This is a genomic window from Actinomyces viscosus (genome assembly GCF_900637975.1).
GTDB lineage: Bacteria > Actinomycetota > Actinomycetes > Actinomycetales > Actinomycetaceae > Actinomyces > Actinomyces viscosus.
The window spans coordinates 1,090,196-1,111,842 of the sequence record NZ_LR134477.1 but is presented as its reverse complement, the minus strand read 5'-3'; the positions used below and the strand labels follow the sequence as shown (position 1 = coordinate 1,111,842).

The following is a 21,647-nucleotide window of genomic DNA, read 5'->3' as shown; positions in this document are numbered from 1 at the left end:
CTGAGTCCATGGCTGGCACGATCACGCGAGTAGGCACCTGCGTCCGACGCCTGGCGCAGGTGGGGATCAAGGCTGCGGGCGTCACCCTGTCCTGGTCCACCTCCCTGGCTCCCATCGCCCAGGGACTGGAGCGCACCAACTTCCACGGGCGCACCGTGAGCCTGCGCGGGGGCGTGGGAGCCGCTGCCGGGTCCGCCATGGCCGCGATCGAGGTCGGCCGGCTCACGCGGGGTACGGCATCGGCCTCCTCCGCCTCCCGCAGCGGCTCACGGGTAGGACTCGCCGCTACCGCCGCAACGGTGGCCGGAGGCTGCGCCGGCCTGGTCGACGACCTCGACGCGGGGGCTCACGACGGCGACGCCCCAGCCAAGGGGCTCAAGGGCCACCTGACCGCTCTTGCCCACGGGCGCGTCACCACCGGGGCGCTCAAGATCGCGGTCATCGGTTCGGGAGCCCTGGTCGGCGGCATCCTGCTGGCCCGCCATCGCAGCGAGGGCGCCGGCCGACGCCCCCTGGCGGTGAGCGCTCTCGACGCCGCATCGAGCGCTGTCGTCATCGCCTCCTGGGCGAATCTCCTCAACCTCCTCGACCTGCGCCCCGGCCGGGCGCTCAAGGCCGCCTCCATCGTGAGCACCCCGCTGCTGGCCGCCCCCGGCCGCGAGGGCGAGCCCACCCGGCTGCTGGCCGCCGGAACGCTGGGCGTCAGCCTCATGGCCCTTCCCGAGGACCTCCTGGAGGACACGATGCTGGGCGATACCGGGGCCAACGCCGTCGGCGCCCTGCTGGGGACCGCCCTGGCCTGCCACCCCAGCCGGATGGTGCGCGCCGGAGCCGCCTTGAGCGGCGTCGGCCTCATCCTGGCCAGCGAGAAGGTCTCCTTCTCCCGCGTGATCGCTGACACCCCGGCCCTGGCCGCGCTCGACGCCCTGGGACGCCGCCCCTGATGGCAGCCCAGCAGCGCCGCGGCGGTCTGCTCTCGGTGGCGGGAGGGGTCGCCGGTCTGACCCTCGTCTCCCGCGTCCTGGGATTTCTCCGCTGGCTCGTCCAGGCCGCCACCGTCGGTACCGGCACGGTGGCGGGCGCCTACACGACGGCCAACCAGCTTCCGAACACCCTCTACGAGGTCGTCGTCGGCGGCGTTCTGGCCGCGACCGTCGTTCCGCTGCTGGCCGCACCGATCGCGGCGGGCAGGCGCGAGGAGGTCACCCAGACGGCCTCCGGGCTGCTCGGCCTGGTCCTGGCGGTCCTGACCCCCTTGTCCCTGGCCCTCATCGTCCTGGCCACCCCGATCGCCGCCCTGTTCCCCACCTCCCAGGGCGTCGATCCGACGCTTCAGCACGAGCTCGTCGCCTCCTTCCTGCGCATGTTCGCCCTTCAGGTTCCCATGTACGGGGTGGCGGTCGTCCTCACCGGCGTCCTCCAGGCCCACAACCGCTTCACGTGGCCCGCCCTGACACCGATGCTCTCCAGCCTCGTGGTCATGGCGACCTACGGCATCTACGGGGCGCTGGCCGACGGCGAGGACGCGACGTCCGGCCTCGCCCTGCAGGTCCTGGGCTGGGGAACGACCCTCGGGGTGGCGGCGCTCAGTCTTCCGCTGCTGTGGCCGGTCCACCGGCTGGGACTGGGGCTGCGCCCCACCCTGAGGCTGGGAGGCTCCCAGGCCAGGCGGGCCCTGCGCCTGGGTGGGGCCGGAGTATGGACGATCCTGGCCCAGCAGCTGAGCGTCCTGGTGGTCCTGGCCCTGGCCCGCTGGGGCGGGCAGACCGGCACGGCGGCCGTCTACCAGTACACCCAGGCCGTCTACGTCCTCCCTTACGCGGTGCTGGCGGTCCCGGTGGCCACGGTCCTCTACCCCCGCCTGACCGCCGCCTTCGAGGCCGCGGGGCAGGGCAAGGCTGCTGCCGGCGGTGAGGGCGCGCACGGGGACGTCAGTGCTCTGGTCGCCACCTCCACGGCCCTGGTCACCGCTGTGGCCGTCGCCGGGACGGCCATGCTCCTGGCAGCCAGCGACGCCGCCGAGCGCTTCTTCTCCTTCAAGCAGGTCGACGGGATGGGCCAGGCCCTGGCCGTCCTGGCTCCGGGACTGATCGGCTACGCCCTCATCTACCAGGTCACCCGGGTTCTCTTCGCCGCAGACCGGTCCCGGCCGGCGGCCCATGCCACCGCCGCCGGATGGTTGACCGTCGCGCTCGCCTCCGCCGTCTGCGTTCGTGTCATGGCCCCGTCGGGCGGGGACGGCAGAGCCACTCTCGTCGCCCTTGGCCTGGGGACGACCGCAGGGATGACGGTGGCGGGGGTGGCCCTGCTGTCCGTCCTGGTCCGCGTCATGGGGGGACAGGTGCTGCGCCCGGTCCTGACGACGCTCGCCGCGGGGCTCCCCGTGGCCCTTGCTGCAGGCATGGCCGTGCGGGTGGCAACCACCCATGTGGGCTCCCTGCCGTTGGCCGTCGTCGCGGCCGTGTCCGGCGCCGCCGCGGCCGCCGGCGCCGTCCTGGTGACGGTCCACCTGGCCGACCGCAGCCTGCTGGGGACTGTGCGCGGCGCCCAGACGGTGGACGTGAGTCCTGAGAAGGACAAGGGCAACGACGGCAGCAAGGAGAGTGAGAGACCATGAGCTCCATCGACGTCAACGGCTCGAACCAGGCCGATGCCTCGCAGCGGGCTGCGCGCACCGGGCGCCTGCGAGTCCTCCAGGTCAGCGGATCGGCCGCCGGAGGGGTGCGCGCCCACCTGGCCGACTGCGCCCAGGTCCTGGCTACCGATGGCCACGACGTCATCGTCGAGGCCCCCGCCACGGTCCTGGACGGGCTGGATGTCGCTCCCGCCCGTGCCGAGGCGCTAGAGATCGGCCCCCGCCCCAGCCTCAATGACACTCTGGCCGTGGCCAGGCTGCGTCGGCTGGGCCGTCGGGCCGACGCCGTCCACGCCCACGGTCTACGCGCGGGGGCCCTGGCCGCACTCGCCCTGGGCCGGCGCCGCCGCGGCCGCATCCGGCTGATCGTCACCCTTCACAACCTCACCGTCGGAGGCCGCCTGACCACGCTGGTGGGGGACAGGCTCGAGCGGCTCATCGCCTCCCGCGCCGACCTCGTCCTGGCCGTCAGCCCGGACCTGGCCCAGCGGGCCCGAGGCCTTGGAGCCCCGCACGTCGAGCTCGCCGTCGTCCCCGTCGCGACGCCGCGGCCGCCGTCGGAACCGACGCCTCCCGCCCCAGCGACACCGGAGGCCTGGCCACGGGAGGGCGCCCGTGTCCTGACCGTCGCCCGCCTGGCCCCGCAAAAGGGCCTCCCGCTGCTGCTCGACGCCGCCGCGATCCTTGCCCGCGACGTCGAGGCCGGCCGCCTACCGGCCGTCACCTGGGCGGTCGCCGGAGACGGGCCCGGCCGGGAGCAGGCCGCTGAACGCATCGCCGCCGAGCACCTGCCGGTGACCCTCCTGGGCCGGCGCGCCGACGCCCCCGCCCTCATGGAGGCGGCCGACGTCGTCGTCCAGACCAGCCTGTGGGAGGGCCAGCCCCTCACCATCCAGGAGGCCCTGCGTGCGGGTGCCGCGATCGTGGCCACCGACGTCGGCGGCACCGCCGTCACCGCCAGGGGAGGCGCCGTCCTCATCGCCCCCGAGGCTCAGGCCATCGCAGAGGCCGTCGCTGCGCTCCTGAACGACCCGGAGGCCCGGTCCCGGGCCCGGCGGAGCGCTTGCAAGGCCGCTGGGCTCCTCCCCGGCCCTCACGACCTGGCGTCCCAGCTGCGACGCACGGTTCTCTCCCAGGACTGAGCACAGATGACAGGGGTGAGACGTCAGTGCGTCCGGCAGGTTTCATCGCGGCTGCTACGTTGAAACCCCGTGATCAGCACAGCCTCACGTCCTCAGAGCAACCAGGTACCCGTTCCACGCCACATCTTCGTCACCGGAGGAGTTGTCTCCTCCCTCGGCAAGGGGCTGACCGCCTCCAGCCTCGGGCGGCTCCTGCGATCGCGCGGCATCAGCGTCGTCATGCAGAAGCTGGACCCCTACATCAACGTCGATCCCGGCACGATGAACCCTTTCCAGCACGGCGAGGTCTTCGTCACCGAGGACGGCTCCGAGACCGACCTCGACATCGGGCACTACGAGCGCTTCCTGGACACGAACCTCTCCGGCAAGGCCAACGCCACCACCGGTCAGGTGTACTCCACCGTCATCGCCAAGGAGCGACGCGGGGAGTACCTGGGAGACACCGTGCAGGTCATCCCGCACGTCACCGACGAGATCAAGCGGGTCATGCGATCCCAGGCCGAGCCCGACGACGACGGCCGCCTTCCCGACGTCATCATCACCGAGATCGGCGGCACCGTTGGCGACATCGAGTCCCAGCCCTTCCTCGAGGCCGCCCGTCAGGTCCGCGCTGACCTGGGACGTGAGAACGTCGCCTTTATCCACGTCTCCCTCATTCCCTTCCTGACCGCCGCCGGCGAGCTCAAGACCAAGCCGACCCAGCACTCCGTGGCCTCGCTGCGCAACATCGGGATCCAGCCCGACGCCCTCGTCCTGCGCACCGACCGGCCCCTGCCCGAGGGCATCAAGGGCAAGGTCGCCCTCATGTGCGATGTCGACCGTGACGCCGTCGTCGAGTGCAAGGACGCAGGCAGCATCTACGAGGTCCCCCCGACTCTCCACCGCGAGGGCCTGGACGCCTACCTCGTCCAGCGTCTGGGACTGACCTTCCGCGACGTCGACTGGACCGAGTGGAACAGCCTGCTCGAACGCGTGCACGCTCCCAGACACCGCCTCGAGGTAGCGCTCGTGGGCAAGTACGTCGACCTGCACGACGCCTACCTGTCCGTCTCGGAGGCGATCCGCCACGGCGGCTTCGCCAACCACGCCCGCATCGACATCCGCTGGGTGGCCTCCGACACCTGCGAGACCCCCGAGGGGGCCCAGCGGGCCCTGGCCGGCGTCGACGCGATCGTCGTCCCCGGAGGCTTCGGCGTACGCGGGATCGAGGGCAAGATCGGCGCCCTGCGCTGGGCCCGCGAGCACCGCATCCCCACCCTCGGGCTGTGCCTGGGACTGCAGTGCATGGTCATCGAGGCCGCCCGCAACCTTCTGGGCCTGCCTGCTGCCTCATCCACAGAGATGGAGCCCGAGACCCCCGAGCCGGTCGTGGCCACCATGGACTCTCAGCGTCGGATCCTCCGGGGCGAGGGAGACCTGGGAGGCACCATGCGCCTGGGCGCCTACCCCGCCGTTCTGGCGGAAGGATCGATTGTCGCCGAGGCATACGGAACCACCAAGGTCAGTGAGCGCCACCGCCATCGCTTCGAGGTCAACAACGACTACCGCGAGCCCCTGGCCGCCGCAGGTCTGCACGTCAGCGGCACCTCTCCAGACGGACACCTCACCGAGTTCGTTGAGCTCGACCGCAGCCAGCACCCCTACTACGTCGCCACCCAGGCACACCCCGAGTTCAGGTCTCGTCCCACCCGGGCCCACCCGCTCTTCACTGCGCTCGTGCGCGCTGGGCTGGAGCGGCGCCGCGAGGTGTACGCCTCCCACCGGACCGGGGACCATGACGCACGGGCTGACGAGCCGACCGCGCGCTCCGGTTCCGCCTCGAGCGGTAACATCGACGGTGCCAGGACGCGTAGGGAAGACGCAGGCAACGACTGAAGGAGCCAGGCGTGGGCAAGACGGCGGGTAGGGCGGCTGGGAGCGGTACGAGCGGCTTCGCGGACACGCGCGAGTCGGGCCGGGAGCTGGTCTCCAGTCAGCGGGTGTGGAGCGGGCCGATCTTCGCCGTCGACGCCGACCACGTGCGCCTGAGCCCCGGCCAGGAGCCGGTGGCCCGCCAGGTCGTCGTCCACCACGACGCCGTCGCCGTCGTCGCCCTGCGCGAGGGACGGGACTCCTCCCAGGCCGACGGTGCCCCGGAGATCCTCATGGTTCGCCAGTACCGTCACCCCGTGCGGGCCTCGTTGTGGGAGATTCCCGCCGGCTTGCTCGACGTCCCCGGCGAGGCCCCGGCCGTTGCGGCCGCCCGGGAGCTCGCTGAGGAGACCGACTACACGGCGGCCACCTGGAACACGCTGGCCGAGTTCTACGCCTCACCCGGCTTCACCACCGAGGGAGCCCGGATCTTCCTCGCCCAGGACCTGAGCCTGCTGCCCGAGGACCAGCGGATGCCCCGTGAGGCCGAGGAGGCCGAGTTCGTGCCTACCTGGGTGCGCCTCGACGAGGTGCTGGATGCCGTGATGGACGGCCGCCTGCACAATCCCTCCACCGTGCTGGGGGTCTTGGCCACGGCCCAGGCGCGCGCTCGCGGCTGGGCCGAGCTGCGGCCAGCCGACGCCTCGTGGCTCAGGAGCCCGGAGAGTCTCTAACCGGGCTCCCAGGGGGCAGCAGCCCGACAGGGGAGAAGGACGTCCTCCCGAAGATTTGGTCAAACGCTTGACCATGGTCGAGGTGTGCTCTATCCTCATGGTTAAACGATTGACCACAAAGGAGTGACGTGATTCAGGACACCTGTTTTAGGCCGAAACCCGATTGGGTGGGAGACGTCATTCCCTGGACCGACCAGGAGGAGATCCGGCTCTACTACCTGCTCGAGCGCAGGCGGCTACCCAAGCCGGGAACGCCCTGGTCGCTGGTGGTGACGAATGACCTCGTCCACTATGAGGACTGCGGTGAGGCACTCCCGTCCGGAGGCGTTGATGCCGAAGACTTCAATGCCTATACCGGAAGTATCGTTCAGAGCGATGATGGGATGTTCCACCTCTTCTACACCGCGAGCAACCCGGATCGGCTGGCCGCCGATGGCAGGCCTCTCCAGCTCGTCGCACACGCCACCAGCGTAGATATGAAACGGTGGGTCAAGCACCCTGAGGACACCTTCGGGGCCCCGAGCGGGTACGACCCTGCCGACTGGCGGGACCCGCAGGTGTACCGCACTCCAGGGGACACTGGTTGGTCCCTCATTCTCGCGGCGCGGCATTCGTCGGGTCCCGACCGGCGCCGAGGGGTCGTGGCGAGGCTGATCAGCGATGACCTCACGCACTGGACCCCGGTCGCCCCGCTGTGGGATCCTCACCGCTTCGTCACGCAGGAGTGCCCCGAGCTTTTCCGGATCGGTGACTGGTGGTACTTGGTGTACTCGGAGTTCACCGACCGCTTCGTCACCCGGTACCGGATGTCGCGAAGCCCTGAAGGCCCGTGGGTGGCGCCGGCTCATGATTCCCTCGATGGGCGCGGATTCTATGCGGCGAAATCCGTTTCCTGGCATGGGCGGAGGATATTCTTCGGTTGGATCGCCTCGCGCGACGGCAGGACCGACGCGGGTCCTTGGCTGTGGGCGGGCACGATGGCTGCACTTGAAGCGGTCCAGGCCGAGGATGGCACGCTGTTGATGCGCTTTCCCCATGAAGTTCTCAATGCCTACTCGATCACGGAGACGACTCTTGACGACGTCGTGTCGATCTCGGTGCCGACCTCCTACTCCTCACAGGTACTGACACCGCCGCTGCCGGACTGCTGCCGCATCAGTGCGGATTTGTCGTGGGAGGAGGGGACGCGGGAGATCTCCCTTCTGCTGCGCACCGACGCCGAAGGTGAGAACGGCTACATGTTCCGGCTCGAGCCCGGTCAGAACCGTGCCGTGCTCGATCGGTGGCCTCGGCGGACGCCCGGGGTCGAGCAGTGGCACGTCGCCGGTGACATTCCCCATTTCATCGAGCTCGAGCGTCCGACCGATCTCTCAGCCGGCCGGGTCCATATTGATGTCCTGATTCGCGACGAGCTTCTTCAGTGCTGCGTTGACGACGCGGTCATGCTGTCAACCAGCGTCTACGACCATCCCTCGGGCCGTGTCGGGCTATCGGCCCTTGACGGGGCCGTCACCCTCCATTCACTTACCACCTACTCGCGTTCTTGAGACGCAGACCTTTCAAAGGAGAAAGAGACCATGAATATCAAGCGATCCCAGTTCCTGGCCCTGGCTCTCGCCGCAGCAGCGTCACCCGCTCTGGCTGCGTGCGGTGGCAAGAGCGCAACCTCGTTGAAGCCCGTCCAGATCAACCCCGAGGGGGAAATCAAGCCTCGCGAGATCTCGTGGCTGTTGTCGCGCGCAGCCAACGGTGCGGTCATCAACACGATGCAGGAAATCGCTGAGGAGTACGCCAAGGACCACAAGGGCTTCAAGCTCACCCTTATCACGACGCCCGACCGGCCTTCCTACATCCAGAAGTATGAGACCCTCGCCGCCGCCAACAAGCTCCCCGAGCTCTTCGACACCGATGCGACCCCCTTTGCTCAGAAGCTCGCGAAGCAGAATCGCATGGTCGATGTGGCCGCCCTGCTCAACGACTTAGGTATCACCGACAGCTTCCGGAAGGCGGCGCTAGACTACCAGCGTTTCGACGACGGCTCGCTGTACATGATTCCGCTCGAGTACGGAATCGAGGTGTTCTGGTACAACAAGGCGCTCTTCGAGGCCGCAGGAGCTGAGGTTCCGCGTTCCCTCGACGATTTCCCCGAGTTGTGCCGGAAACTGGCTGCCAGCGGCGTCACCCCCATCGCCCTGGACGGACTCGACGGTTGGCCACTCGAACGCTATGTCGCTTTTTACCCCTTCCGGATGGAGGGTGAGGACTACATCAAGAAGCTCAAAAAGGGTGAAGCGGCATTCGCCGACGAGCCGGGTAAGAAGATGGCGCAGTGGTTGCATGACCTCGGCGAGGCCGGTGCGTTCCAGAAGGGATTCTCATCCGTTGGCTACACCGATGCCCAGAACCTCTTCACCTCAGGGAAGGCGGCGATGTACTGCATGGGTACATGGGAGCTTCCGAGCCTTGCGACCACTGACCTGCCCGAGGACCTGCAGAAGAACATCGCCTATTTCACGCTTCCGACCACTGCTGGCTCGGTGACCTCGGAGCACGAGTACGTCGCTCCGTCGGGCATCGGTGTCGCGGTCAATGCCTCGACGTATGATCCCCTCATCCATGACTTCCTCAAGTTCGCTCTGGAGAATTACCCGGAGAAGTATGCGACCACGGGTCTCCTCGGTCCGACAAACACCCCTCCCATCATCCCCGGCAATGCTCTGCCGATCTACCAGCAGGCGATTGACGAGGCTGCGAATCTCTCCGGCACGGCTCTCATGCCGTGGGACACCCAGCTCGATCCGACGACGAATACCAAACTCGTCCAGGAGCAGGTGCTCCTCGTCCAGGGCGACGTCAGCGTTGACGACTTTCTGACGACCATGGACTCCACGCTCACCGAGAACGCCTCTGCATACTTCAACCAGTAACACGCCGAGGAGGCAGCACCGCTAGGCCCAGTCTCCTCCCGCAATCCGTGATGCTCCTGACAAGAAGGCATAATGCTCCCCTACAGGTCTCGACTCTCCGTCCTCGTGTTCCTGACGCCACCCGTTCTTTTGTTTGGAGGTGGTGTGCTTCTGCCCATCGTGCAGTCGCTCGTTCTGAGTTTCTACAAGTGGGACGGCATTACGAACATGCAGTTTGTCGGTATTGACAACTACATCAAGATGTTTTCCGCTGATCCCACGTTCTGGAAGGCTTTCGTCAACCAACTCGTCTACCTGGTGATCTGCGTCGTCATCCAGATGGGCCTCGGCCTCGGAGTCGCGCTGCTCCTGCTGACAATCACCCGAGGACGTGAGGTGCTGAAGGTTCTTTATCTCATGCCGGCGGTTATCTCGACCACCGCGATCGCCCTTCTATTCCAGCGAATCTATTCCTTCGACCCCAAGGGGTTGGTCAACACCATTCTGGGAATGGTTGGTCTTGACGCTCTCGAAAAGCCCTGGCTGTCTAATATTCATACGGTTCTCACGGCAGTGTCCATCCCGGAGGGGTGGCGGTTCCTGGGCCTCTACACGATCATCTTCTACGCAGCCCTGCTGTCCGTGCCGCGTGAGCTGGAGGAAGCTGCGCAGCTCGACGGCGCGAGCGCCTGGAAGGTCTTCGTCAAGATCCGTTTCCCCCATATCCGGCCCGTGTGGGCCACGACCATGGTCATGGTCGTCACCTACGGCCTGCGGGGGTTCGATATCCCATATCTGCTCACGAATGGAGGGCCCGGGCAGTCATCCGAACTTGTGACGACATACATGTACAAGACGGCCTTTGTCTCCACGAACTACGGGTATGCCTCGGCTATCTCCGTGTTCATCGTGCTCGAGTGTCTCGTTGCCGTCGCCTTCATCTTTGGTCTCATTCGCAGGGGGAATGACTGACATGACTGTTCCTGGCGCAACACCGAGCGTTCCCAAGCCGCTGTTCGTCCCTGATCCGCAGATGTCGGCTCCCAGGCGGCGCAAGCGCTTGCGCAAGGTGCAGATCGTTCATAAGGTGCTGCTCGGACTAGTCCTGCTCATCCAGGTACCCGTTCATGTGGCTGATCCTCACATCAGTTCGTTCGCCCGAGGACTTTGCAGCGAACAATCCGGTCGGCATCCCCTCGTCGTTCACTCTGGAGAACTTTTTCAGGGCATTCGAGCAAGGGGACGTTCTGACTTACATTCTCAATTCCGCGATCGTGACGATCGGAGCCTGCCTTCTCATCGTGGTGTGCGGAATGATGGGGGCCTACGCCATTCAGGTGCTAGGCTTCAGGGGGGCCGGAATTGTGCGCTCACTGTTCCTCATGGGGATCGTCGTCCCCGTGCAGATCGCTCTCGTACCACTGTTCGTCGACTACTCGAAGATAGGCCTTCTGGATACCCATATCGCGATCATCATCCCGCTGGCCGGATTCGCCCTCCCGATGTCGCTGTTCCTGTTCATTTCGTTCTTCAGCTACATCCCTAAGTCGATCTACGAAGCAGCCTCGATCGATGGTGCGGGTCCCTACAGGATCTTCACCAGAATCACCTTGCCCATGTCTCTCAATACGGTCGTCACCGTGGTCATGGTCAACGCGATCTTCATCTGGAATGAGTTCGTTTTCGCCAACACATTCGTCCTTACTGAGGGCCTTAAGACGATTCCGCTCGGACTGCAGAACTACATCGGCAACATGGGGAAGACGGACTGGACGGCGACCTTCGCCGCCGTCGCCGTGACCGTTACTCCCCTCTTGCTCATGTTCCTTGTGCTGAGTAAGGCTATGATATACGGGCTTGAGAACGGTTCGACGAAGGGGTGAGCCAGTGCATCTGGCGAGCGGGCGTGACTCTCGTGTCACGATGAAGCAAGTGGCGCAGGAGGCCGGGGTTTCTGTAACGACGGTGTCTCACGTCGTCAACGACAAGCAGGGTGTACGGATCGGCACGGAAGCCAGGCGGCGGGTCCTGGACGCGGTTGAGAGACTGGGGTATCGCCCGAACGTGCTGGCGAAGACCTTGGTCAAGGGCGGCAGCCCCTTCATCGGGCTCGTCGCCGACTCCATCGCCTCAACCCCGTTCGCCGGTCAGATTGTCCACGGCGCCCAGGAGGAGGCGTGGCGGCATGGTCATATTCTTCTCGTCGCCAACACGGAGAATAACGCGGAGGCGGAGAACCGTGCGATGTCGATGATGCTGCAGTACAACGTCCGCGGCATTCTCTATTCCCGTTGGTACCACAGAGGCGTGGTTCCTCCCGAGGCTCTGGATGAGACGGAGTCGGTCCTAGTCAATTGCTATGACGAAGCCGGTCACTTGCCGAGTGTCGTCCCGGATGAGTTTGAGGGCGGTAGGGCTGCCGCGCAGATGCTTCTGACACAGGGGCATCGTCGCATCGCCTTCATCAACACGATGATCGACTCGCCTGCGCGAATCGGCCGGCTCGCCGGCTACCGTGCCGCCCTGGAAGCTGCCGGGATCAGGGTCGACCCGGCTCTCGTGTGGGACGTACAGCCGGATCAGGAGGGCGGTTTCGATGCTGGGTCGAGGGTGCTCGCCTCTGGGGCCACCGGCGTGTGCTGTCATAACGACCGTGTCGCGATGGGCCTGTACGACGCACTGAGAGATCGGGGAGCGACGGTTCCGGATGATGTCTCGGTCGTAGGTTTTGACAATCAAGAGGTTATTGCGGCGCATCTTCATCCGCCCCTGTCTACGGTGTCACTGCCGCACTACGAGCTGGGTGCCGCGGGCGTGCGTGCGCTCCTCGGCGTCGAGGAGGTTCCCGGCCACAACCAGCTCAAGATCTCATGCCCGCCTGTCGCAAGAGCATCTGTTCTCACCATCTAGTACAGAGTCTGGTACCCGTGCGCCGGACGACGTCCCGGAGCATCAACCGATTAATCGCCTCGACTCAATGCGGTTAACCGGTTGACGTGTGAGTGTGGTTGAGGTCATGATTCTCTCGTGTCCGGCACCGGGGCCGGACCTCCCATCAGGAAGGGGAGAGGGACGATGACGACCCTTGCCGACGTTGCTGCGGCTGCCGGCGTCTCCAAGGCCGCTGCCTCCCTCGTGCTCTCCGGCAAGTCCGAGGGGCGCGTGAGCGAGCCCAAGGCGGAGCGTGTCCGCACGGCCGCCGAGGAGCTCGGCTACGTCCGTGACGCCATCGCCGGGGGCATGCGCAACGGCCGGACGCAGACGATAGGGGTCATCGGCGAGCGCGTCCTGTCCACCCCCTACGCCGTCTCGATGATCGACTCCGTCCTGTCCACCAGTCAGGACCTCGGGTGGTCGGTTCTCCTCACCGACGCAGGACGCGATGGTGTCGCCGCGGAGGAGGCCGTCCGCGAGATGGTCGCCCGGCGAGTGAACCAGGTGGTCATCGCCTCCATGTACCACCGCGTCGTCTCCGTACCCGAGCAGATCGAGGACGTCGTCGTACTCAACGGCGTTGCCGACCGTCCCGGGGTGCCCGGCGTTGTCCCCGACGAGCGCCAAGGCGCCCACGACGCCGTCGCCCACCTCATCGGTCTGGGTCACCGCCGCATCGGCTACCTCGGGCACGACGACACCGGGAGCATTGCGGTGCGCGAGCGCTCCGACTCCTACCGAGACAGCCTCCGGGAGGCCGGGATCGCAGTCGACGAGTCACTCGTCGTCGTCGGTGGGCTTGATCCGGACAGCGTCGACGCCGTCGCCGGCCGGCTCCTTGACCGGTCCGAGCGCCCCACCGCCGTCTTCTGCTACAACGACGCCCTCGCCGCTGGTGTCTTCCGACAGGCGGCGCGCCTGGGGATCTCCATCCCCATGGACCTCTCCGTCATCGGCTTCGACGACCTCGCCCTCATCTCCACGAACCTCGATCCCCGACTGACCACAATGCGACTGCCGCACTGGGAGATGGCCGAGTGGCTCACCCGTGAGCTCGCCGCGGGACATGCCGCCGGGCTGCCGGACGTCACTCGTTTCCCTTGCCCCCTCATCCAGCGCGCCTCCACGGCGCCGCCCGCCTTCTGAGCCGCGGCTCGGGCCTGTCGCTACGAAGTCGACCCACCAGCTCTCCGCCCAATGGGTGGAGAAAGATCCCCAACCCAGCAGTCACGCTGACACACAAAGGAGTGCCATCATGATGACCACCCGTCGCTCGTTCCTCGCCGTCGGTGGAGCCGCCGCCGTCGCGGCCACGCTCGCTGCCTGCTCCTCCCAGTCCGGCAAGGGCTCCGGCTCCGCCGCCGGCGGCATCACGCTGTGGACCCACAACGGGGGCAACAAGGAGGAGCTCGACGTCGTCAACAGCGCGGTCAAGGACTTCAACGACGCCAACCCCGACACCCAGGTCACGGTGAAGTCCTTCCCGCAGGAGTCCTACAACGACGCCATCGCCTCCGCGGCCGTCTCAGGCAACCTGCCCGACATCCTCGACCTCGACGGCCCCATCATGCCGAACTGGGCCTGGGCCGGGTACCTCTCGCCGTTGACGATTTCCCAGGATCTCCAGGACAAGGTCATCGACTCGGCCAAGGGAGTCTGGAACGACAAGCTCTACTCCGTCGGCCCTTACGACACCTCGCTGTGCTTCCTCGGCCGCAAGTCCGCCTTCGACCAGGCCGGTGTCGCCGTCCCCACGATCGACAAGCCGTGGACGAAGGACGAGTTCATGGACGCCCTCGACAAGCTCTCCAAGCTCGACGGCTTCGAGCACGCCATCGACATGTCCGTGTGGGACACCGCCGAGTGGTGGCCCTACGCCTACGCCCCCTTGCTCCAGTCCTTCGGCGGAGACCTCATCGACCGCAAGACCTACGGGACCGCCGAAGGCTTCCTCAACTCGGACAAGGCCGTCGAGTGGGGTACCTGGTTCCGCTCGTTGTTCACCTCCAACTACGCCTCGCAGACCCCGGCCAAGGACGGTCAGGACTTCCTACAGGGCAAGGTGCCACTGGTGTACACAGGAGGATGGAAGGTCCTCAAGGCCCAGGAGACGTTCGGGGCCGACGACGTCCTCATCCTCCCGCCCGTCGACTTCGGCGCGGGAGCGCACGTGGGAGGCGGCTCCTGGCAGTGGGGTGTGTCGTCCTCCTCGAAGAACGCCGCGGCTGCGAACAAGTTCATCGAGTTCCTCATGCAGGACAAGTACCTCGTCCAGTACTCGGACGCGATCGGCACTTTCCCGTCGATCGAGTCCGCCATCCCGAAGACGAAGTACTACGGCGAGGGCAAGCCGCTGGAGCCCGTCTACGAGATCGGCAAGAAGTACGCCCTCCTACGTCCCGCGACGCCCGGCTACAAGGTCATCTCCTCGATCTTCGACAAGGCCGCCCGTGACATCGTCTCCGGCTCCGATGTCAAGTCGACCCTCGACCAGGCGGTCAAGGACATCAATGCCGACATCAAGTCGAACGACGGATACAAGGCCAAGTGAGCCGAGTGGCTCACTGGGCCCCCTGATCGTACGGCCGGACAGTAGCCGTACCACCTTTCCACATCAGCATCGATCCGGCGGGGCGCGTGAGCGTCCCGCCGGGAATGGAACCGACATGGCAGCCCCCACCATCACGAGGCGTCGCGGCAGGAGCGCCGCGCTGCGCCGGGAGGCGCGGACGGCGTGGCTCATGAGCTCGCCGGCACTTGTGCTCCTCCTGCTCTTCATGGGCATCCCGATTCTGCTCACCTTCATTCTGTCCTTCACCAACACCCGCCTCATCTCGCCCAACCCGCCGCAGTTCATCGGGATCGAGAACTTCGTCCGGGCCTTCATCGACGACCCGACCTTCATCCGGTCCCTGACGAACACGGCCTTCTTCGCGCTCATCGTCGTGCCCTGCCAGTCCGGTCTCGCCCTGGCACTGGCGATCCTCGTCAACCAGAAGGTCAAGGGCGTCACGGCCTTCCGCACGATGATCTTCATGCCGGTGGTGACCTCGATGGTCGTCGTCTCCATCCTGTGGAGCTTCTTCTACCAGGACAACGGACTGTTCAACTCGATGCTCAACACCGTCACCGGGGGCGGGTGGACCGCCGTCGCGTGGCTCAGCAACCCCGGCACCGCGATGCCGGCAATCATCCTGCTGTCCATCTGGCAGGCGGTCGGCTTCCACATGATCATCTGGCTCTCCGGGCTGCAGATGATCGACCCGGTTCTCTACGAGGCCGCCGACCTCGATGGCGTCAACGGATGGCAGCGCTTCCGCTACATCACCTGGCCGGGCCTGCACTCGACAATGGTCTTCATCCTCGTCACCATCACGATCGCCGCGCTGGGCCTGTTCGTCCAGGTCGACGTCATGACCTCCGGCGGTCCCCAGGACGCCACCTCGACGATCGTCTATCACGCGGTGCGCAAGGGCTACCGCGAGCAGGACATGGGATACGGCAGCGCCATCTCGCTCATCTTCTTCGTCGCCGTCCTGCTCATCAGCCTCATCCAGCGCCGGCTCACCAGGGAGAAGGACTGACATGGCCGCTGAGACAACCGCCGCCTCGACCGCGCCCGTTGACGCACGTCATTCCGCCCATGGGGACCCGCGCCGCCGTGGTCGTGCCGCCACCAGGAGGCGATCCAGGGCCCTGACCTATCTCGGCCTCGTCGTCGCCTCGTGCGTCGCCGTCTTCCCCCTGCTCTTCATGGTCTTCTCCTCCTTCAAGGACGATCAGCAGATCTTCGCCGACCTCGGCTCCCTCAAGGCGTTCCTGCCGACCGGGCACCTGTCACTGAACAACTACTCCGGCGTCTTCGAGCGAGTTCCTGCGGCGCGGTTCATCACGAACTCGCTCGTTGTCACGGTTGCGATCGTCGTGCTCGGTCTCATCGTCAACTCGATGATCGGATTCGCGATCTCCCGCATGCGCTGGAAGGGCAAGAGCATCGTGCTCTCACTCGTCCTGGCCACCCTGATGGTTCCCTTCGAGACCATCGCCGTGCCGCTCGTGTACTGGGTCGCCAAGCTGCCCTCGGTGCAGTGGGTGGTCGACGGGTTCCTCGTCAAGCAGGGGATGCTCAACACCTACCAGGTGCAGATCCTGCCCTTCATCGCCAACGCCCTGTCCATCTTCCTGTTCGCTCAGCACTTCGGTGACATCCCGAAGGAGATCGACGAGGCGGCCCGCGTCGATGGCGCGTCCTGGTGGACGATCTACTCACGGATCGTCGTGCCCCTGTCCGGTCCGACCTTCGCCACGGTCGCCATCATCACGATGCTGCCCGCCTGGAACTCCTACCTGTGGCCGCTCATGGTCATCCAGGAGGAGTCGATGCGGCCCGCGAGCGTCGGTATGCAGTACTTCTTCCAACTCAACCCGGTCTGGGGTCAGATCATGGCCTACGGCACGCTCATCACTCTGCCCGTCCTCATCATCTTCGTGCTGTTCCAGCGCTCCTTCGTGGCGTCCCTGGCGGGCACAGCGGTGAAGGGGTGAACGAATCATGTCTTTGCGGCTTTCCGACCACTGGCTGTGGGACCACTGGATCTGTGACGACGGCGAGCGTTACCACCTCTTCTTCCTCAGGGCGTCACGCGCGCTGCACGATCCGGAGCGGCGGCACTTCCGCGCCTCCATGGGCCACGCCGTCTCCGACGACGCGCGCAGCTGGAGGCTGCTGCCCGACGCCCTGGTCCACTCCGACGGTCCGGCCTTCGACGACAAGGCCATCTGGACCGGCTCCACCATCATCAGACCCGATGGCACGTTGAGGGTCTTCTACACCGGTATCTCTCGAGCGGAGGACGGCCTGGTGCAGCGTATCGGCTGGGCCGACTCCACCGACGGCGTGACCTTCAGACGCTCCTGCAGCGAGCCGCTGGAGGCGGATGCCAGGTGGTACGAAAAGAAGGAGACGGACGCCTCCGGTGCCGAGCACTGGAGGGACCCCTTCGTCTTCGAGCACGACGGCAGGTGGCATATGCTCATCACCGCACGGGCAAGGGGTGCCGAGAACTACCGTGCCGGCGTCATCGGTCATGCCGTCTCCGATGACCTCGACCACTGGCAGGTCTGTCCCCCGTTGACCACTCCGTCAGTCTTCGGACAGCTGGAGGTATCCCAGAGTCGGTGCGTCGACGGTCACCATCTCCTCGTCTTCTCCTGCGGGGATGACATGAAGGCGGAAGCCGGGCCTGGCGGGGTGTGGGTCGCCGAGGGGGAGGGGCCGCTAGGGCCCTGGGACATTGACGGCGCCAGGTACGTGCGCCCGGATCATCTCTACGCCGGTCAGCTGCTCCAGCTGCGTGACCGCACCTGGGTCTTCACGGGTTTCGAGAACATCGTTGACGGCGAGTTCATCGGGGCGGCTCCGGACCCGCTGGCCTGGACGGACATCGAGCTTGCGCCCCGAGACGGGCGCTAGAAGGTCGCGTTAGGAGGGGGCGGGGGCCTCGCGCTCCTCACCCGGCTGCCGCAGGTGGTGGCCGACGGCGTCACAGACCCGGTGAGCTGTGGATGGAGACAGACAGGCCTCCCTCCCTGACGACCGACTAGTTAGGTATTCCTAGGTAAGGGTTACCTTTGATTAGGTGACGTGTTCAATCCCACCTCGCGACGCCCCGTCATGAACTTGCCAGCGTTGAATTCGGCAAGCATGATCTTGGTTAAACTCGTGGCACGACGACCAGCGACGCCCCGCAGCCGATCCTGGGCCAGCCCTCGGACTGGTTCACGGACACTCTCGGCCAACAAGGACGTGGTCGAACCGGCCGCAACGGGATCAGGCCGTGAGACGTCGTCAGCGACTAGGGGAGGAGAGCAGTCATGGCGCAGAGCGACGAGGACTCTACCCGGGCGCGCGTGCTCGACCTCATCGCGGAGAAGGGCCCCGTTTCGGCGGCCCAGCTCGCCAAGGTCCTGAGCCTGACACCGGCAGCGGTGCGCAGGCACATCACCGCGCTCGAGGATGCCGAGCAGATCGAGGTCCACACCCCGGCCCTCACGGGCAAACGAGGTCGCGGGCGCCCCGCGCGGCACTACGTCCTGACGCCCAAGGCGCGCACCTCCTTCGCGGAGGGTTACTCCGACCTGGCCAACCGCGCCCTGCACTACCTGTCCCAGGTCGCCGGGGACAAGGCGGTCGACTCCTTCGCCGCCGCCCGGGGGCGGGACCTGGAGCGTCGCTATGCCGCCGTCGTCGAATCGGCCGGCAAGGACCCCTCGGAACGGGCCCGTGCCCTGGCCGACGCCCTCACCCTCGACGGGTACGCGGCCTCGGTGCGCGACGTCGGAGACGGGTCCTTCGCCGTCCAGCTGTGCCAGGGCAACTGCCCGGTGCGGGACGTCGCCGGAGAGTTCCACGAGCTGTGCGATGCCGAGACGCAGGCGATCTCCCGCCTCGTGGGCGTTCCCGTCCAGCGCCTGGCCACCCTGGCCGGAGGCGAGCACGTCTGTACCACTCACATTCCGATCGCCATGCCCGCGCTGCGCAAGCGCGCTGTCCGGGCGGCTGCTAAGACGCGAGGCCTTGAGACCAAGCGAATGGAAGGAACCCGATGACACTGCCAACAACCGAGACTGTGCGTAGCACCGACGACGAGATCATCGACTCGATCTCAACGAGCTACGACTTCGGCTGGCACGACTCCGACGAAGCCGGTGAGAAGGCCAAACGAGGCCTCGATGAGCAGGTGGTCCGTGAGATCTCCGCCATCAAGGGCGAACCCGAGTGGATGCTCGCCAAGCGTCTCAAGGCCTACTCCACCTTCGAGCGCAAGCCCATGCCCACGTGGGGCGTGGACCTGTCTCAGCTCGACATGGACGCCGTCAAGTACTACGTGCGCTCCACAGACCGCCCGGCTAACTCCTGGGACGACCTGCCCGAGGACATCAAGAACACCTACGACCGCATCGGTATCCCCGAGGCCGAGCGCGAGCGCCTGGTGGCGGGCGTGGCCGCCCAGTACGAGTCGGAGGTCGTCTACCACCAGATCCGCGGCGACCTGGAGGAGCAGGGGGTCATCTTCGTCGACACCGACACCGCCGTGCGCGAGTACCCCGAGCTGGTCAAGGAGTACTTCGGGACCGTCATCCCCGCAGGCGACAACAAGTTCGCCGCCCTCAACACGGCCGTGTGGTCCGGAGGCTCCTTTATCTACGTCCCCAAGGGCGTCCACGTCGAGATCCCGCTCCAGGCCTACTTCCGCATCAACACCGAGAACATGGGCCAGTTCGAGCGCACGCTCATCATCGCCGACGAGGACTCCTACGTCCACTACGTCGAGGGCTGCACCGCGCCCATCTACTCCACCGACTCCCTGCACTCGGCGATCGTGGAGATCGTGGTCAAGAAGAACGCCCGCGTGCGCTACACGACCATCCAGAACTGGTCCAACAACGTCTACAACCTGGTGACCCAGCGCGCTACCTGCGAGGAGGGCGCCACCATGGAGTGGGTTGACGGCAACATCGGTTCCAAGCGGAACATGAAGTACCCGGCCGTCTTCCTCATGGGGCCCCACGCCCGTGGTGAGGCCCTGTCCATCGCCTTCGCCGGCGCGGACCAGCACCAGGACACCGGCGCCAAGATGGTCCACATGGCGCCCTACACCTCCAGCCACATCGTCTCCAAGTCGATCGCCCGCCACGGTGGGCGCAGCGCCTACCGCGGTCTGGTGCAGATCATGAAGAACGCCCGTCACTCCAAGTCCAACGTGCTGTGCGACGCCCTCCTGGTCGACGAGATCTCCCGCTCGGACACCTACCCCTACGTCGACGTGCGCACCGACGACGTCGAGATGGGTCACGAGGCCACCGTCTCCAAGGTGAGCGCCGACCAGCTCTTCTACCTCATGCAGCGCGGCCTGACCGAGACCGAGGCCATGGCCACGATCGTGCGCGGCTTCGTCGAGCCCATCGCCCGCGAGCTGCCCATGGAGTACGCCCTCGAGCTCAACCGGCTCATCGAGCTGCAGATGGAGAACTCGGTGGGCTGAGACCGCCGCGCCGGACCGTCTCACTCAGCCCGCCCAGCTCATTCAGCCTTCGAACCACACCTGATCACGCCGGCCGGATGCCGGCCAAGGAGCACCTCCACATGCCTGAACTCTCCACCGACCACTCGAGCGCCACGCTCGAGGGTGCCCACTCCCACGGCGGGCCGCGCTACGTCTCCTCGCGCGCCGACCGCCCCACCTCCTTCGACCCCGCCGACATCCCGGTGCCGCGCGGACGTGAGGAGGAGTGGCGCTTCACGCCCATGAAGCGCTTCGCCCCGTTGTTCGACCTCGACGCCGTTCGCGCGGCCACGGCCGCCGGCGAGGCCGCTGCCGATACCGGTGCCGTCCGTCTGGAGGCCGACCTTCCCGACGGCGCCCGCCTCGAGACCGTCGCGCGCAGCGACGCCCGCATCGGGACCGTGGGCGCTCCGGTCGACCGCACCGGGGTCACCGCCTGGAACGGCACTGACACCGCCACCGTGCTGACCCTTGAGGCAGGCGCCCAGCTGGAGCGGGCCGCCCGGCTGACCGTCGTCGGCCAGGACCCGGAGCTCGCCCGCCCCACCGCCCAGCACATCCTCGTCGCCGCCGAGCCCGGTGCGAGGGGAACCGTTCTGCTCGACCACACCGGCACCGCGGCCCTGACGCAGGGCGTCGAGGTGACGGTCGCCGACGGCGCCGAGCTCACCCTGGTGACCGTCCAGGGCTGGGAGGACGACGCCGTCCACGCCTCCAACCACCGGGTGAGGGTTACTGGCCGGGGCGTTCTCAAGCACGTCGTCGTCAGCCTCGGCGGGGACGTGCGCATCTGCCCCGATCTGGGCTTCTCCGGCGAGGGCGGGCACATCGACGCCTACGGCGTCTACTTAACCGACGCCGGCCAGCACCAGGAGCACCGCCCCTACGTGGCCCACACCGAGCCCCACTGCTACTCCCGCGTCACCTACAAGGGCGCCCTGCAGGGCGAGGGAGCGCACGCCGTGTGGGTGGGTGACTGCCTCATCGGCCAGGCCGCCCGCGGCACCGACACCTACGAGCTCAACCGCAACTTGGTCCTGACCGAGGGCGCCAAGGCCGACTCCGTGCCGAACCTGGAGATCGAGAACGGCAACATCGAGGGTGCGGGCCACGCCAGCGCCACCGGCCGCTTCGACGACTTGCAGCTGTTCTACCTGCGCGCCCGCGGTATCCCCGAGGCTGAGGCCCGTCGCCTGGTGGTCCTGGGCTTCTTCAACGAGATCGTCGCCGAGATCGGCGTCGGTGAGGTCGAGGAGCGGCTCATGGCCGCCATCGAGAAGGAGCTCGAGCTCACCGGCCTCATCGAGGCCCGCAACGACCAGGACTCCGACGCCGCACCGGCGGCCGAGTGACAGGTCGGACCCGTACAGCGGTCCCAT

At 66.6% G+C, this 21,647-nt stretch carries 18 protein-coding genes; all 18 read left to right on the top strand.

Going from position 1 to position 21,647, the window contains the following annotated elements; translation table 11 throughout:
- The first annotated feature begins 8 nt into the window (after positions 1-8).
- The 18 genes from EL340_RS04910 (at position 9) to EL340_RS04825 (ending at position 21,620) form a co-directional block, all read left to right on the top strand.
- On the top strand, positions 9-944 hold the full coding sequence (locus tag EL340_RS04910) for a hypothetical protein (protein ID WP_126413685.1): 936 nt from the start codon (positions 9-11) through the stop codon (positions 942-944).
- A complete protein-coding gene (murJ, locus tag EL340_RS04905; protein ID WP_126413684.1) occupies positions 944-2,617 on the top strand; it encodes a murein biosynthesis integral membrane protein MurJ in 1,674 nt (557 codons plus the stop codon). The genes EL340_RS04910 and murJ overlap by 1 nt, the downstream gene beginning before the upstream one ends.
- Complete coding sequence (locus EL340_RS04900) at positions 2,614-3,777, top strand: glycosyltransferase family 4 protein (RefSeq protein ID WP_126413683.1); 1,164 nt, start codon at positions 2,614-2,616, stop codon at positions 3,775-3,777. Before murJ ends, EL340_RS04900 begins: the two co-directional genes overlap by 4 nt.
- Positions 3,778-3,846: 69 nt before the next feature.
- A complete protein-coding gene (locus tag EL340_RS04895) occupies positions 3,847-5,652 on the top strand; it encodes a CTP synthase (RefSeq protein WP_232023223.1) in 1,806 nt (601 codons plus the stop codon).
- 11 nt (positions 5,653-5,663) lie between these two features.
- Positions 5,664-6,362: an NUDIX domain-containing protein gene (locus EL340_RS04890; protein WP_126413682.1), complete on the top strand. Its 699-nt coding sequence runs from the start codon at positions 5,664-5,666 to the stop codon at positions 6,360-6,362.
- Positions 6,363-6,490: 128 nt separating this feature from the next.
- Positions 6,491-7,909: a glycoside hydrolase family protein gene (locus EL340_RS04885; RefSeq protein ID WP_070658633.1), complete on the top strand. Its 1,419-nt coding sequence runs from the start codon at positions 6,491-6,493 to the stop codon at positions 7,907-7,909.
- A gap of 30 nt (positions 7,910-7,939) precedes the next feature.
- The gene (locus EL340_RS04880; RefSeq protein ID WP_075371003.1) at positions 7,940-9,289 is read left to right on the top strand and encodes an ABC transporter substrate-binding protein; all 1,350 of its coding nucleotides are present in this window, start codon (positions 7,940-7,942) and stop codon (positions 9,287-9,289) included.
- Positions 9,290-9,361: 72 nt separating this feature from the next.
- Entirely contained in the window at positions 9,362-10,240 is an 879-nt protein-coding gene (locus EL340_RS04875) for a carbohydrate ABC transporter permease (protein WP_075371002.1), read from the top strand.
- Positions 10,241-10,395: 155 nt separating this feature from the next.
- A complete protein-coding gene (locus EL340_RS04870) occupies positions 10,396-11,151 on the top strand; it encodes a carbohydrate ABC transporter permease (RefSeq protein ID WP_232023222.1) in 756 nt (251 codons plus the stop codon).
- 40 nt (positions 11,152-11,191) lie between these two features.
- On the top strand, positions 11,192-12,178 hold the full coding sequence (locus EL340_RS04865) for a LacI family DNA-binding transcriptional regulator (protein ID WP_070658656.1): 987 nt from the start codon (positions 11,192-11,194) through the stop codon (positions 12,176-12,178).
- A gap of 165 nt (positions 12,179-12,343) precedes the next feature.
- Complete coding sequence (locus EL340_RS04860) at positions 12,344-13,348, top strand: LacI family DNA-binding transcriptional regulator (protein WP_126413681.1); 1,005 nt, start codon at positions 12,344-12,346, stop codon at positions 13,346-13,348.
- A 109-nt stretch (positions 13,349-13,457) separates the two neighbouring features.
- On the top strand, positions 13,458-14,753 hold the full coding sequence (locus EL340_RS04855; RefSeq protein WP_126413680.1) for an extracellular solute-binding protein: 1,296 nt from the start codon (positions 13,458-13,460) through the stop codon (positions 14,751-14,753).
- A 115-nt stretch (positions 14,754-14,868) separates the two neighbouring features.
- On the top strand, positions 14,869-15,786 hold the full coding sequence (locus EL340_RS04850) for a carbohydrate ABC transporter permease (protein WP_126413679.1): 918 nt from the start codon (positions 14,869-14,871) through the stop codon (positions 15,784-15,786).
- 1 nt (position 15,787) lies between these two features.
- Positions 15,788-16,747 (top strand): carbohydrate ABC transporter permease, encoded by a 960-nt coding sequence (locus EL340_RS04845; protein ID WP_126413678.1) that lies wholly within the window; start codon positions 15,788-15,790, stop codon positions 16,745-16,747.
- A 7-nt stretch (positions 16,748-16,754) separates the two neighbouring features.
- The gene (locus tag EL340_RS04840; RefSeq protein ID WP_126413677.1) at positions 16,755-17,675 is read left to right on the top strand and encodes a glycoside hydrolase family protein; all 921 of its coding nucleotides are present in this window, start codon (positions 16,755-16,757) and stop codon (positions 17,673-17,675) included.
- A gap of 401 nt (positions 17,676-18,076) precedes the next feature.
- Positions 18,077-18,811, top strand: a complete 735-nt coding sequence (locus EL340_RS04835; protein ID WP_126413676.1) for a helix-turn-helix transcriptional regulator — start codon at positions 18,077-18,079, stop codon at positions 18,809-18,811.
- The gene (gene sufB, locus EL340_RS04830) at positions 18,808-20,247 is read left to right on the top strand and encodes a Fe-S cluster assembly protein SufB (protein WP_126413675.1); all 1,440 of its coding nucleotides are present in this window, start codon (positions 18,808-18,810) and stop codon (positions 20,245-20,247) included. The genes EL340_RS04835 and sufB overlap by 4 nt, the downstream gene beginning before the upstream one ends.
- 101 nt (positions 20,248-20,348) lie before the next feature.
- A complete protein-coding gene (locus EL340_RS04825; RefSeq protein WP_126413674.1) occupies positions 20,349-21,620 on the top strand; it encodes a SufB/SufD family protein in 1,272 nt (423 codons plus the stop codon).
- The last annotated feature ends 27 nt before the right edge of the window (positions 21,621-21,647 follow it).